Source organism: Algibacter luteus (genome assembly GCF_030344935.1).
Taxonomy (GTDB): domain Bacteria; phylum Bacteroidota; class Bacteroidia; order Flavobacteriales; family Flavobacteriaceae; genus Arenitalea; species Arenitalea lutea.
In genome coordinates, this window is the sequence record NZ_CP128313.1 from 1,693,307 (window position 1) to 1,707,715 (window position 14,409).

The following is a 14,409-nucleotide window of genomic DNA, read 5'->3' on the forward strand; positions in this document are numbered from 1 at the left end:
AATTTTCTTTTAAATAAATTTGCCATCTTATTTTAATAACTTTGTCATTACCTAAAGTGCAAATTATTAATGACTAATCCTATTGAAGATAAGCTTGATAAAATCCCAATTATAAACATATTGGTACGACTATTAAAGCGATTAAAACTGCCAGGACTAGAGGGGTTATCTTTTTTTGATTTACTAGAACTTTATATAACCGGGATTGTTAAAGGAGCGCTTACAACGCGTGCAAGTGCTATAGCCTTTAGTTTTTTTACAGCCATATTTCCGTTTTTATTATTCGTTTTAATCATTATACCTTATGTACCAATTGATGATTTTAAAATAGAATTTTTACAATTTTTAGAATCGTTTTTACCGCCAAGTACATCAGATTTTTTCTTCGAAAATATTTTTGAAAATATAGATCAATCTCAAAGAGGCGGGTTACTATCATCTGTGTTTGTTTTATCCATTTTGCTTATGGCAAATGGTGTAAATGCTGTTTTTTCTGGTTTTGAAAATTCTTATCATGAGCAATTAACACGTAATGTTTTTAAGCAATATATGTATGCCTTAAGTATTGCATTAATTTTAGCGTTTTTGCTAATTATAACGATTATTGTTTTAGGATATATTCAAATTTATGTAGTACAAGAATTGCTAAATGCTTTAGAAGAGAGAGGTTATGAAGTAGCCGCAAACGCTGTGTTTTGGGCAGATGTGGTGAAATATCTCTTTTTTGTAGTTATGGTTTATATTGCGACTTCCACATTATACTATTTTGGAACTCGAGAGGGACGAGATTCTAAATTCTTTTCTGTTGGCGCCATTTTTACAACGTTGTTAATTATGCTCACATCGTATCTGTTTGGAGTTTATATTGAAAATTTTGGTCAGTATAATAAGCTCTACGGATCCATAGGCGCATTATTAATACTACTTTTTTACTTGTGGTTAAATGCCAACATACTTTTACTAGGGTACGAATTAAATGCATCATTAAATAAGCTCAGAAAAATCAAATAGAATATGGTTTATTTTATTGATGTCATTATTCCGGTTCCCCTTCAAAAGCTGTTTACATATAAAATTTCTGCTGCCGAAGCGAAATTTTTAAAAGTTGGCATGCGTGTAGCTGTGCCTTTCGGGAAATCTAAAATCTATACAGGTATCGTTTATCATATTCATAACAATGCGCCCGTTGCTTATGAAGCTAAAGATATCCAGCAAATATTAGATGATTCGTCAATTGTCAACGATATTCAATTACAATTATGGAATTGGATGGCAAGTTATTACATGTGTACCCTTGGCGATGTTATGCGAGCGGCTTTACCATCTGCTTTTATATTAGAAAGCGAAACCGTTATAACCTTAAATACAGTTAAAACTTTCGACGAGTCAATTTTAAAAGATGATGAGTTTTTGGTTTTTGAAGCACTACACCACCAATCAACTTTAAAAATTCATGATATCTCGAACATTCTTGATAAAAAAAATGTGCTTCCAGTTATAAAAAGATTAATAGAAAAAGATGCAATAATTGTTGAGGAAGAGGTATATGAAAAGTACATCCCAAAATTGGTCCGTTATGTTAAACTCCATACGCACTTTTCATCTGAAAAGGAATTACATAATTTGTTAGATGAATTGAGTAGAGCACCAAAGCAACGTGATGTCATAATGACCTTGTTTTCCATTTCTGCCAAAACAAAAAAACCTGTAAAAGTATCGGATTTAGCCAATGAAAGTGGAGCATCATCATCGATAATTAAAGCATTAATAGATAAAGGCGTTCTCGAAGAATATCATATTCAAACGGATAGAGTACAATATATAGGAGATGAAACTGAAAACTCTAAATTATTAAATGAAGCACAAAAAACGGCTTTATCTGAAATAAATGAATCTTTTAAAACGCATCAAGTTACATTGTTGCATGGTGTCACATCTTCAGGAAAAACCGAAGTATATGTAAAACTAATTGAAGCTGTTCTTGAAAAAGGAGAACAAGTCTTGTATTTATTACCAGAAATAGCTTTAACAACTCAATTGGTAACAAGACTTCAAAATTATTTTGGAGAGCAAGTGTCTGTATTTCATTCTAAATATTCTGCCCATGAGCGTGTTGAAGTTTGGAATCATGTACTGCGTAATTCCGCGAAAGCGAAAATAGTATTAGGAGCGCGCTCATCAATATTTTTACCATTTAATAATTTAGGACTAATAATAGTTGATGAAGAGCACGAACAATCTTTTAAGCAATTTGATCCTGCGCCTAGATACCATGCAAGAGACACTGCAGTAGTATTTGCACATATGCATCAAGCTAAAACACTTTTAGGATCTGCGACACCTAGTTTGGAAAGTTATTTTAATGCGCAACAAGGCAAATACGGTTTGGTTGAAATTACAACCCGTTTTAATGATGTATTAATGCCTGATATTGAATTGGTTGACATCAAAGAGAAACTAAAAAAGAAGCGCATGAAAGGGCATTTTAGCGATAGACTCATTGAAGAAATGACCGAAACGCTAAAAGAAGGGCATCAAGTTATTTTATTTCAAAACCGTCGCGGATTTTCACCCATTGTAGAATGCAAAACATGCGGACATGCACCACAGTGCCCTAATTGCGATGTAAGTTTAACATATCATCAATATAGAAATCAATTACGCTGTCATTATTGTGGTTATCATGCTGCTATGCTGCAAGATTGTGAAGCCTGCGGAAGTCAAGATTTGGATAATAAGGGCTTTGGTACAGAGCAAATTGAAGAAGAAGTTAAAGTGCTGTTTCCAGATTATAAGGTCGCAAGAATGGATTTAGATACCACTCGAGGAAAATACGGATATGAAAAAATAATAACAGCATTGGAGCAGCAAGAAATTGATGTTTTAGTAGGTACACAAATGCTAACGAAGGGATTAGATTTTAGAAACGTAAAGTTAGTTGGAATCATGAATGCTGATACTATGTTAAATTTTCCTGATTTTAGAGCGCACGAACGTAGTTTTCAATTGATGCTGCAAGTTGCAGGTAGGGCAGGACGAACGGAAGAACGTGGTAAAGTATTAATTCAAACTTACAATCCGCATCATAATATATTACAGCAAGTTTCTACGAATAATTACATTGAAATGTTTAATGAACAAATGAATGACAGATATAATTTTAAGTATCCACCAGTTTATAAACAAATAAAGGTCACCCTTAAACACAAAGACTACAATAGGGTAGAAACAGCTTCCATTTGGTATGCAAAGTCGTTAAGACAAGTTTTTAAAGAAAATATACTAGGACCAGAAGCGCCGCCAATAGCAAGAATTAGAAATCAGTTTCATAAGAATATTTTAGTAAAAATACCCAAACAACAATCTTTGGCAAAAACAAAAGAAGCCATTATTAAAATTAATAATAGCTTCTTGAGTGTAAAAGATTTTCGGTCGGTTAAAGTAATTTTAAATGTCGATAACTTTTAATTTAGTAAGGTTAGGTTGAGAATTTAAATGTTATTTAAAGCATCAACGAGTTGGGTCTTTTTATTTCTACTTAAAGGAATTTCATAAGCTCCAACTTCAACATTTTTACTATTAAACCTATCAATTTTATCCAGATTCACAATGTAAGATTTGTGAATTCTTAAAAATTTACCTTCTGGTAATTCGGCTTCAAAAGATTTCATGGTAGAAAGTACCACTAAACTGTTCTCTTCGGTAACTAGTTTTACATAATCACCAAGCGCCTCAATCCATTTAATGTCTTTAATATAAACCTTTCGTTTTTTAAGATTACTCTTTACAAAGATATGTTCACCTTCTTCTTCGTTAAAGTCTAAAGTCAATCGATGTTGCTCAAGGGCCTTATCTACAGAAGTATTAAATCGTTCTCTTGTAATTGGTTTATGTAAGTAATCGGTAGCATCGTAATTGAATGCTTTAAAAGCATATTCAGTTTTACCGGTTACAAAGATAATTTGGGGTTTGTTGTTTAATACGTCTAAAAGTTCAAATCCATTTAGCACTGGCATTTCAATGTCTAAAAAAATTAAATCAACTTGATGCGTATTTAAACCATTTTTAGTTTCTAAAGCACTACTGTACTCTGCTATTAAGTTAAGAGAAGGGTGATTCTCGACTAACTTAACAATAGAGAGACGTTGTATTGCTGAATCGTCTACTACTACACAGTTTAAAGTCATAACATTTTATATTATTTCGGTTAAGATATCGACAATAGTACGAATAATTCGGTTAAAAACCAAAAAACATCGTTAAAATGCTCATTTTAACATAATTTTAACAAAATACATTTTATAATATTTGTGGTAAATATATTATTAATTGATAATTCACTAATATAATTTTTATTAAGAGATATCAACATATAAATTAGTGATAAAATATGAATTAAATATTTGTTGTTTTATATGTATGTATTTACTACTTTTGCAGCCAATTTTTAACATTAAAAACGATTTTTATGAATCATTATGAAACTGTTTTCATCTTAAATCCCGTTTTATCTGAAGATCAGATAAAGGAAACAGTAAAGAAATACGAAGATTTTCTTGTTTCTAACGGCGCTAAGATGATAGCTAAAGAAGATTGGGGGCTTAAAAAATTAGCTTACCCAATACAAAACAAGAAAAGTGGCTTTTATCATTTATTTGAGTACACTGTAGATGGAGAGGTAATCAATCCATTAGAAGTTGAGTTTAGACGTGACGAGCGTTTTATGCGTTATTTAACTGTTGCTTTAGATAAACATGCAATTTCTTGGGCAGAGAGAAGAAGAGAAAAACTTAAACAAAAAGCTTAATTATGTCATCAATAGAACAACAATCAAAAGGAAAAAAAGACGGCGAAATTAGATATTTAACGCCTCTTAATATTGAAACTAATAAGCAAAAGAAATATTGCCGTTTCAAAAAGTCTGGAATTAAGTATATAGATTACAAAGATCCAGATTTCTTATTAAAGTTTGTAAACGAACAAGGTAAAATTTTACCAAGACGTTTAACAGGAACTTCATTAAAGTATCAAAGAAAAGTGTCAGTAGCTGTAAAAAGAGCACGTCACTTAGCTTTAATGCCTTATGTAGCAGATTTATTAAAATAAAATACACATAACAATGGAACTTATATTAAAACAAGACGTTGAAAATTTAGGATTTAAAGACGATGTTGTAACAGTTAAGAACGGTTATGGTAGAAACTTTTTAATTCCGCAAGGACAAGCTGTTTTAGCAACAGTATCTGCAAAGAAAGTATTGGCAGAAAATTTAAAGCAACGTGCTTTTAAAGAAAAGAAAATAGTTGATGATGCTAATAAAATGGCAGAATCAATTAAAGCTTTAGAAATTAAAATACCTGCTAAAGTTGGTACAGGAGACAAATTATTTGGATCTGTGAACAACATTGATGTTGCAGCTGCTTTAGAAAAAGAAGGACAATCAATCGACAAAAAATTCATTACAGTTACAACTGTAAAGCGATTAGGTAAATATACTGCTGTTGTGCGTTTACACAGAGAAGTATCTGTTGATTTAGAATTCGAAGTTATTGCTCAAGCAAATTAATATTAACATAAAGTTAATAAAAGACTAAATAAAAAGACCACTCATTTTGAGTGGTCTTTTTTATTTATGTTATTTTTGTTAGGCATTACAAACTATGCACGCATAATAACTAACACAATAAAACTCAACTCATGAAAAAAACAGCGCTTTTAATCTTGTTTTTAGCATTTGGTGTACTGGCCTATTCACAGGTTACTACGTCAAACATTAAAGGTTTAATTCAGGACGAAACTTCAGAACCGCTTCCCGGTGCAAATGTTGTTGCCATTCATACACCCACAGGTACTAAGTATGGTGCAGCATCAAACATTGATGGAAGATTTAATCTATTAAATTTAAGAGTAGGTGGCCCTTATGCCATTACAATTACTTATGTAGGGTATAAAGAACAATCATTTAATGATGTGTTCCTAACCCTTGGTAAAACGAAAAACCTTGACATTGTAATGAGCGAGGATAATGAGCAGCTAGATGCAGTAGTTATTCAAGGAGGTCAAGGTACTGGTACATTTGGAAGCGATAGAACAGGAGCTGAAACGAGTGTAGGCAGACGAGAATTAACCCGATTACCAACTATTTCAAGATCAGCATCAGATTTTACTAGATTAGAGCCAACAGCAAGTGGAAACTCTTTTGGAGGTAGAAACGATCAGTTTAACAACTTTTCTTTAGATGGTGCTATTTTTAATAATCCATTTGGATTAGATGCTGCAACTCCAGGTGGACAAACCGATGCACAACCTATTTCTTTAGATGCTATAGACCAAATACAAGTATCTACGGCCCCTTATGATGTGACTCAGTCTGGGTTTACAGGAGCTTCTGTAAATGCTGTTACAAAAAGTGGTACAAACGAATTTCACGGAACCGTTTATGGCTTTACCAGAAATGAAAAAATGACTGGTAAAAAAATAAAGGGTGAAGAAGTAACAAGACCAGATTTAAACCAAACTCAATATGGTGTTAGTATAGGCGGACCTATAGTTAAAAACAAATTGTTCTTTTTTGCGAATTTTGAAAGCGATGAAAGAGACGATTTAGGGTCTAATGGTTGGGTGCCAAATACGGGTTCTGGTGCTATAAACGAATCTAGAGTTACCGAGACAGACCTCATGGCAGTACAAAGTGCATTAGCTACTTTAGGTTATAATACAGGCGCTTATAAAGGGTTTACATATGCTTCACAATCTAAAAAAGGAATTGTAAAATTAGACTGGAATATTAACGATAGCAACCGATTAGCAGTTATATATAATTTCTTAAATGCATCAAAAGAAAAACCTGCGCATCCAACAGCTTTAGGGTTTAGAGGTCCTGGTGCAGCAACATTACAATTTGAAAATACAGGTTATGAGATTAATAATAATTTAAAATCTGTTCAATTAGAATTAAACTCTACGCTTTCTGAAACTTCTTCTAACAAATTACAAGTAGGATATACTCATTTTGATGATTTTAGAAACCCGTTATCTGTTCCAGCACCAACAATTACGATTCAAGAAGGTGGATCGAACTACATTATTGCGGGTCATGAGCCATTTTCAATTCACAATAAATTGGATCAGAAAGTATTCCAATTTACCGATAATCTAAATTTTTATCAAGGTGATCATACATTTACAGTAGGTATATCTTTTGAGAAATTCGAGTTTGATAATTCATTTAATTTAGGTGTTTATGGTGCGAGAGGTGTTTTCTTTCCATCATATGGAAGTGTAGCAGATTTTTTAGCTGATTCAGCACCAGGTGGTGGCCTTGAAGCGATGTTAAATGATGCCACTGCAGCACACAATGCGATTGATGCCAATGGCGAAGGTGTTGCTGGAGGTTGGGCTTTAGCTGAAACCAATGTAGGACAATTATCTTTCTATTTACAAGATGAATGGAACCTTACCGAGAACTTTAAATTAACCTATGGTTTACGTTTTGATAAACCTATGTTTTTTGATACTGCCCAAAAAGCACAAGAGGTTATTGATAGAGCTTGTTGTTATGTGCCAGACATACCTTATAGAAATCCTAATACAGGAGAAACCGTATTATTAGATAATACAAGAATGCCTAACAGTGAATGGTTAATTTCTCCTAGAATAGGTTTCAATTACGATGTTAATGGCGATGATACCTTCCAATTACGTGGTGGTTCTGGATTATTTACAGGTCGTTTCCCATTTGTATGGTTAGGAAATCAAATTGCAAATCCTGAAGTGTTTTTCTACCAAATGGTAGATCCAGATTATAAATATCCACAAGTTTGGAGAACTAACATTGGTTCAGATTATAAGTTTGAAAACGGCTTAATTTTAACTGGAGATGTATCGTTTACTAAGGATATTAATGGTGCACATGTTCAAAACTGGGGCTTATTACCTCCAACAGGAACATTACAAGGTGTTGATAATAGAGCCATTTATCAATCTTCAGATATTATAAATAATGCCTACGTATTTACGAATTCTGACAAAGGTAGAATTTGGAATGCTTCGGTAAAAGCTCAAAAAACATTTAGCGACGGTCTTTATACCATGTTAGCATATAGTTATTTAAACTCAAAAGATGTTAACTCTATTGAAGCCGAAATTACTGGTGATGCCTTTGCTTTTAACCCAGCTTTAGGAGATGTGAATGATGATGTTTTAGGCTATTCTAAATACGGTGATACACATCGTTTTATTGGTGTAGCAAGTAAAAAATGGAATTACGGAAATGGTAAATGGGGTACAACCTTATCCACATTCTTTGAGTATGCTCAAGGAGGTCGTTTTAACTATACATATGGAGGCGACATTAATGGAGATGGGTCTAACTTAAATGATTTAATTTATATTCCAACAGCTAATGAAATAGGGCAAATGCAATTTGCCAATTCAGGAGATGCTGCTGCCTTAGAATCATTTATACAGCAAGATGATTATTTAAATGACAGACGAGGGAAGTATGCTGAGCGATACGGTGCGATCGCGCCTTGGAGAGGGCGTTGGGATATTAAATTCTTACAAGATTTAAATATTAAAATTTCTGAAGATAAAACCAATACTGTTCAATTTAGTGTAGACATTTTAAACGTTGGAAACTTGTTAAATTCTGATTGGGGTGTAATTCAACAACCAAACAACGTACAGCCAATAGGTGTGTCGGTTGATGGTACTGGAACTCCAACCTATTCTTTTAATGGTAGCCAAACAAGTACCTTTGGTTTTGATTCTAGTTTAGCATCAAGATGGCAAGCACAATTTGGATTAAGATATATTTTCTAAAATAATAGTTTAGATATTCTTAAATTTGCGCTCCTAACAAAAAGGAGCGCATTTTTTTTGCGTTAACGATTGCAGCGACATCCTTTTTGTGTGCAAAAAGATATAGCGTAAAGCGTGTTAAAACGCCCAAATAATTAATTATGAAATATAGAAGACTTACCAAAGAGCAGTTTGAAGAATTACACCATGAGTTTATAAATTTTTTGGCAACTCAATCTATTACGCATGATGAGTGGACCAACTTAAAAGTTAATAAACCAGAGCTTGCTGAAACCGAACTGGATGTGTTTAGCGATTTAATTTGGGAAGGTGTTTTAAACAAAGCTGAATATTTAGAGCACTTTGCGCCACAGCATATGTACTTATTTTATTTAGGTGAAAACAATATGCAAGCCATAGTTGTGAATGTGAAAAATGAAGCTATAGATATTACAACTCAAGAAGGTTATGATTGGCTTCGTGAAAATTTGATGGATGATTCGGTTGAGTTTTTGCAAGCAGATAAAGCGTATACCGACGACAAAAATTTAGATAAATTTAAAATGATTGAGCAAGGTGCAGTGATTACAAAAGGCGAATTGTTTAATTATTTTAATAATTTGATTAATTGAGAATTGTCTATTCTAAATACGTGGTAACTTGTTTCAAATTAAACTGTTATTTTTGTTTGTCCTGACTCGTTAAGGAAATGATGATGTTAAAAGTATAATTAAAAAAGACTCCTGTATAAGCAGGCATATATATGGCCCAAAAACCAAGCATCCCAAAGGGAACAAGAGATTTTAATCCGGAACAAGTAGCGAAACGAAATTATATTTTTGATACGATTCGTACTGCATTTGAAACTTACGGATTTCAACCTATTGAAACACCTAGTTTTGAAAACTCGGATACGTTGATGGGAAAATATGGTGATGAAGGCGATAGACTGATTTTTAAGATTTTGAATTCTGGGGATTATTTGTCTAAAGCTAATAATGCTGCTTATTCTGAAAAAGATTCAAATAAATTAACCCCTTCAATCTCCGAAAAAGCCCTTCGTTACGACCTAACGGTGCCTTTTGCACGATACGTGGTGCAACACCAAAACGAGATAGAATTTCCGTTTAAGCGTTACCAAATACAACCTGTTTGGAGAGCAGATAGACCACAAAAAGGACGTTTTAGAGAGTTTTACCAATGTGATGCAGATGTTGTTGGAAGCGATTCGTTATGGCAAGAGGTTGAGTTTATTCAGTTATACGACACTGTTTTTTCTGCATTAAAATTGGATGGTGTTACCATTAAAATAAACAATCGTAAAATATTATCTGGAATTGCTGAAGTTATTGGTGCAAGCGATAAGCTCATTGATTTTACAGTAGCTCTAGATAAATTAGATAAAATAGGAGAGGAGAAGGTTAAAGAAGAAATGCGCTCCAAAGGTATTTCAGAAGATGGTATTACAAAATTACAACCCTTATTCACTTTATCCGGTTCGTTCGAGTCTCAAATAGCAAGTTTGAAAAGTATATTGAATACTTCTGAAGAAGGTAAAAAAGGTATTGAAGAACTTGATTTTATAAATAAAGCCATTTCAGAATTAGGACTGTCAACTGCGACATTGCAGCTTGATGTTACTTTAGCGAGAGGATTGAATTATTATACGGGTGCCATTTTTGAAGTTGCAGCACCTGAAACTGTGCAAATGGGCTCTATAGGTGGAGGTGGTCGCTATGATGATTTAACTGGAATTTTTGGATTAAAAAATGTAAGCGGTGTTGGTATTAGTTTTGGATTGGATCGTATTTATTTAGTGCTCGAAGAATTGGGGTTATTTCCTGAAACAGTAGCAAAACATGTTGAGGTTCTATTTATCAACTTTGGCGATAAGGAAGCGTTGTTTAGTTTAAAGGCTATTAAACAATTGCGATTACAAGGTATTAATGCCGAATTATATCCGGATGCTGCCAAAATGAAAAAGCAAATGAATCATGCTAACAAGCGTAATATTCCGTTTGTAGTTTTAGTTGGTGAGCAGGAGATGGAATCGAATACTTATACTTTAAAAAATATGATTTCTGGGGAACAAGATCAAGTGTCGCTCGAAACTTTAATTACTAAAATAAAGAAGTCCTGAGGATCAACTCAGGACTTGAAATAAGTTAAGTGTATGAAGATTTGGTTTTGTGACTAATTCAAAATAATTCTAAAAACTTAACTTTTTATTTGATTAATACTTTTTTGGTAATGGTACCATATTCTGTTTCTATATTTAAAATGTAACTACCTGCCACAATCTGGCTTGTTTTATATTCTAAATAACTATTGTTGGTATTGGTTTGTATTTTAAATAAAGCTTGACCAAGAATGTTAAACATCTCCACCGTTTCAATTAATTTGGCTTCGGGATTATTTATAACAACACAATGTTTTTCATTTGAAAAGTAAACTTCTATTTGCTTGTTTTCATTTTCTTCTGTGCCTAGTGTTTGATTTTTAGCAAAGGTTAATTCAAATCGATTGAAGTATGCGCCGACAGGAATAAATGTTTCATATTTGCCTTGTTTTAAATCATGATAGATGTTTAAATCTTTATCATGTAAATAAATATTTTTATCATTAGGAATATTTTCTAACTCATCAATAGCGATACTGTTTATTCCATCTTTATTGGTGTGTATGCCTAAAGGAATGGTTGTTTCCTCGTCAATATTGTCTATACCTTGAATGGTGTACTTTTCGCTGTTTATAAGCCAGTACATGTCGTCAACCTGAGTATCTATATACTTGGAGTCGTAACCCCAATCATAATCTGATGATGCATTTTCATCTACCGTAATTAGCAATTGTCTTCGAAGTGTATTCACAGAATTAAACCCTAAGCGAATTTTCATTCTTGTATCGTTGTACGATTTGCTAGCTAGATTTTCAGATTTACTATTATTTTTATGAGCTCCTGAATTAGCGTCTTCTTCAATTTGTAATACACGTTGCGTATTTTTGAATTTTATAGTACCATTTTTTACGGCAGTTGTGAAAAAACCTTGTCCGCTAGGAATATACCTATTAGGTATATCGGCAGGAGTGCCACCAGTCGAAACTAGGTAACTTTTTGTGTTTTTTGATGCAGCGGGAACACCTCCCGAAAGGGAGAAAGTAGAGTATCCACCTTGATAATCACTGGCTACATGAGAACCGCCACCCCAATGATTCCAAAAATATAAGGATCCATTCGTAGCACCATTATGAGCGTCTGTTGATTTATTATCTTCAATAAATTTAACAGCATCAATAGCTGAAGGATAGGGATTACCTACTAAGTAATCATTACCCGCATTTACTGTTAAATTAATATCGCCGTTATTCGGTTTTCCTTGAATAGTGTAATTTTGTTCTTCGGTAATAGAGCCAGTTCCTGGGCCTTTCATTGTAAAGCCTTCACCTGGTATGATTTCACCGTTGCTTCTTACATGTTGCCAAGTTGAGTAGGTATCGCTTAATCTGTTACTAAATTTCCAAATCCAGTAATCTGAAATGGATAAAGGAGAAGCTATTCCGTTATAACCACTTGTTAAAAAATCTACATCCTTAAATATTTCTCTAACCGTATAGTTGCTATTTATATTATTGCTGCCAATTCTTCCAACTGGGGAAGACCAATAGTTATATGTATAAATATCTGCGGTACCTTTTAAATCTTTCTCTAAAAATCCTATGCTATTGCTGTCAAGCGTACTGTTTTCGGTTTGAATTAATTGAGATTGCTCTACTAAATCTAACTTACCATCTAACTTTAAATACCAAGAATTATATACTCCGGAATTTTGATTTACGGTTAAGGAACCGTCTTTTTCTATTATAAGTCCGGACGTATTTAAATCTGAGAATGTTTCTAGATTACCATTAATTTTAATTATGGCATGTTCGGGTATATTATTTGAAACATCCCAAACATCACCATGAAGCCAGTTGTTAGCATTGGTTAAAAATCCATTTGCTGTTAAGGTAGTTTCGTAAGGCAACGGCGCAGTGTATTCTTGGAAGTCCGTCATATTATGAAGGATTCCATCAATTTTGCTATCAGAATCGTCAGCAGTATGGCCTGTATCCAGAACGTCCATTTGGTAATACAATACTAAATCACTCCACATTAAGCCTTCAATATCTTTCGGTACTACTGTTCCTGAAACACTACCGTTGTTATTTTCAATTTTTTGATTTATTTGTTGCTGTAATTGATTTAAATCTAAAGCTTTATTATAAACTCTGCACTCATTTATCGATCCTTTGAAAAAGTAATTATCGAATTCAGAATTCCTTCCAATTTCAAAATCATAATCATCATACTCATCGGTATCAATAATATATGCACCAATTAAAGCACTATCTTCATGTTTCCAAATAGCAGTGCCATTTAAATATAGTGTTAGTGCGCCAGTATTAGAATTAAATGATAATGCAACATGATACCAAAGGTCTTCTTCAAGAGTTAATTTTGATATTTCAGGCGAACTTATGCCATTGCCAATATTAGGTTTAAAATATGCTTTTAATTTATTGCTAGAGTTTACAAATAGTCTGAAGTTTGGTTGACCCATAATTTCACCACCATTAAAATCATCATCCAGTTTAATCCATGACATCATAGTGATATCCGATTGACCATTTAATAATTGATCGCGGCTTATGTAATCATCTACACCATCAAAACCTAGTGCTTGTGGCGTACAAAAGCTAAAATTTCCAATGCCTGCAGCATGTGGAAGATTAGGACCACAATCGTTGCAATCATCCCATAAAAAAGAAACGCTTTCAATGTAGTTAGGGTCTGCAAAATTAACGCCTACAATAGGATTTGTACCTGAACTCATGTTCGATATTGCATTGACAACACCAGTACTATTATCTGTCGTGTATGTTGGATATGGAGAACTCGTGAATTCAGGGTAAATGGTGTTACCATTAGTGTCTTTTCCGGTAAAAGTGAATTTATCACCATTTGTTTCCCAGACATTTACATGATGAATATCAAAAGAAAATGCATAAATAGGCTTGCTAAATGTTATTGTACATGTTATACCTTCACCCGAGAAACCATTTGATAATAAATCGATGCCTTTGTAAAGGTAACTTGATTGTGTTCCTACTTTAGGTGTTTGTCCAGCCCAAAAGCCTAATGTGCTTGTTTCTCCAGTAAAAGTTACTGTAATATCTGTTCCAGAGCCGTCTACGTTAGTATAAGTAGTAGAGAGTTGTCCTGGTGGCCAGTAGTGATCATCGCTAACAGTACTAGTTGTCCAATTTAAATTGAAGTTTTGCCCGCAACTAGGCTCGGGATGAAGTTGAGCGTGCAATTGTAAATTACAAAAGTAGAGTGAGAGCACTAATAATATATTACGAGTAATGTTCTTCATAAGTTGGTATTTAGTTTGGGGCTAAATATTGATAAGTTTTATAAAATCACTTATTTGGCTAATATAATAAAATTTATTAATTATATCGATAAAATGATATTAAAATCCGATTAAATGTAATTTATTTAAGTAAAGCCCTATTTTATTAGGGCTTTAATTATAAGAATCTAGCTTTTTTTTATTGAAATTT

The 14,409-nt window shown here is 33.2% G+C and carries 10 protein-coding genes; 8 read left to right on the forward strand and 2 right to left on the reverse strand.

Annotation, left to right across the window (positions count from 1 at the left end):
* The first annotated feature begins 69 nt into the window (after positions 1-69).
* On the forward strand, positions 70-1,011 hold the full coding sequence (locus O5O44_RS07190) for a YihY/virulence factor BrkB family protein (protein ID WP_019388307.1): 942 nt from the start codon (positions 70-72) through the stop codon (positions 1,009-1,011).
* A 3-nt stretch (positions 1,012-1,014) separates the two neighbouring features.
* Entirely contained in the window at positions 1,015-3,468 is a 2,454-nt protein-coding gene (gene priA, locus O5O44_RS07195; RefSeq protein ID WP_289196332.1) for a replication restart helicase PriA, read from the forward strand.
* 23 nt (positions 3,469-3,491) lie between these two features.
* On the opposite strand, the gene O5O44_RS07200 is transcribed toward priA, so the two are convergent.
* A complete protein-coding gene (locus O5O44_RS07200; protein WP_019388305.1) occupies positions 3,492-4,187 on the reverse strand; it encodes a LytR/AlgR family response regulator transcription factor in 696 nt (231 codons plus the stop codon).
* Positions 4,188-4,468: 281 nt separating this feature from the next.
* Between O5O44_RS07200 and rpsF the strand changes: the two genes are divergently transcribed.
* The 6 genes from rpsF to hisS all read left to right on the forward strand — a co-directional run bounded on the left by rpsF (position 4,469) and on the right by hisS (position 10,942).
* Entirely contained in the window at positions 4,469-4,807 is a 339-nt protein-coding gene (gene rpsF, locus O5O44_RS07205; RefSeq protein WP_019388304.1) for a 30S ribosomal protein S6, read from the forward strand.
* Between the two features lie 2 nt (positions 4,808-4,809).
* Positions 4,810-5,106 (forward strand): 30S ribosomal protein S18, encoded by a 297-nt coding sequence (gene rpsR, locus O5O44_RS07210; protein WP_019388303.1) that lies wholly within the window; start codon positions 4,810-4,812, stop codon positions 5,104-5,106.
* Between the two features lie 13 nt (positions 5,107-5,119).
* Positions 5,120-5,566: a 50S ribosomal protein L9 gene (rplI, locus tag O5O44_RS07215; protein ID WP_019388302.1), complete on the forward strand. Its 447-nt coding sequence runs from the start codon at positions 5,120-5,122 to the stop codon at positions 5,564-5,566.
* A gap of 131 nt (positions 5,567-5,697) precedes the next feature.
* On the forward strand, positions 5,698-8,823 hold the full coding sequence (locus O5O44_RS07220; protein ID WP_289196333.1) for a TonB-dependent receptor: 3,126 nt from the start codon (positions 5,698-5,700) through the stop codon (positions 8,821-8,823).
* Between the two features lie 140 nt (positions 8,824-8,963).
* A complete protein-coding gene (locus tag O5O44_RS07225; RefSeq protein WP_289196334.1) occupies positions 8,964-9,434 on the forward strand; it encodes a DUF6495 family protein in 471 nt (156 codons plus the stop codon).
* Positions 9,435-9,565: 131 nt separating this feature from the next.
* Positions 9,566-10,942: a histidine--tRNA ligase gene (gene hisS, locus O5O44_RS07230; protein ID WP_289196335.1), complete on the forward strand. Its 1,377-nt coding sequence runs from the start codon at positions 9,566-9,568 to the stop codon at positions 10,940-10,942.
* Positions 10,943-11,027: 85 nt separating this feature from the next.
* Here hisS and O5O44_RS07235 read toward each other — a convergent pair whose 3' ends face one another.
* Positions 11,028-14,219, reverse strand: coding sequence for a DUF8693 domain-containing protein (locus O5O44_RS07235; protein WP_289196336.1), 3,192 nt, complete (start codon positions 14,217-14,219; stop codon positions 11,028-11,030).
* Between the last annotated feature and the right edge of the window lie 190 nt (positions 14,220-14,409).

Bases quoted from the DNA above. Each gene is read 5' to 3' on its own strand.
- hisS (WP_289196335.1), top strand. From the start codon at position 9,566: ATGGCCCAAAAACCAAGCATCCCAAAGGGAACAAGAGATTTTAATCCG.
- O5O44_RS07235 (WP_289196336.1), bottom strand. From the start codon at position 14,219: ATGAAGAACATTACTCGTAATATATTATTAGTGCTCTCACTCTACTTT.
- priA (WP_289196332.1), top strand. From the start codon at position 1,015: ATGGTTTATTTTATTGATGTCATTATTCCGGTTCCCCTTCAAAAGCTG.
- O5O44_RS07225 (WP_289196334.1), top strand. From the start codon at position 8,964: ATGAAATATAGAAGACTTACCAAAGAGCAGTTTGAAGAATTACACCAT.
- rpsF (WP_019388304.1), top strand. From the start codon at position 4,469: ATGAATCATTATGAAACTGTTTTCATCTTAAATCCCGTTTTATCTGAA.
- O5O44_RS07220 (WP_289196333.1), top strand. From the start codon at position 5,698: ATGAAAAAAACAGCGCTTTTAATCTTGTTTTTAGCATTTGGTGTACTG.
- rplI (WP_019388302.1), top strand. From the start codon at position 5,120: ATGGAACTTATATTAAAACAAGACGTTGAAAATTTAGGATTTAAAGAC.
- O5O44_RS07190 (WP_019388307.1), top strand. From the start codon at position 70: ATGACTAATCCTATTGAAGATAAGCTTGATAAAATCCCAATTATAAAC.
- O5O44_RS07200 (WP_019388305.1), bottom strand. From the start codon at position 4,187: ATGACTTTAAACTGTGTAGTAGTAGACGATTCAGCAATACAACGTCTC.
- rpsR (WP_019388303.1), top strand. From the start codon at position 4,810: ATGTCATCAATAGAACAACAATCAAAAGGAAAAAAAGACGGCGAAATT.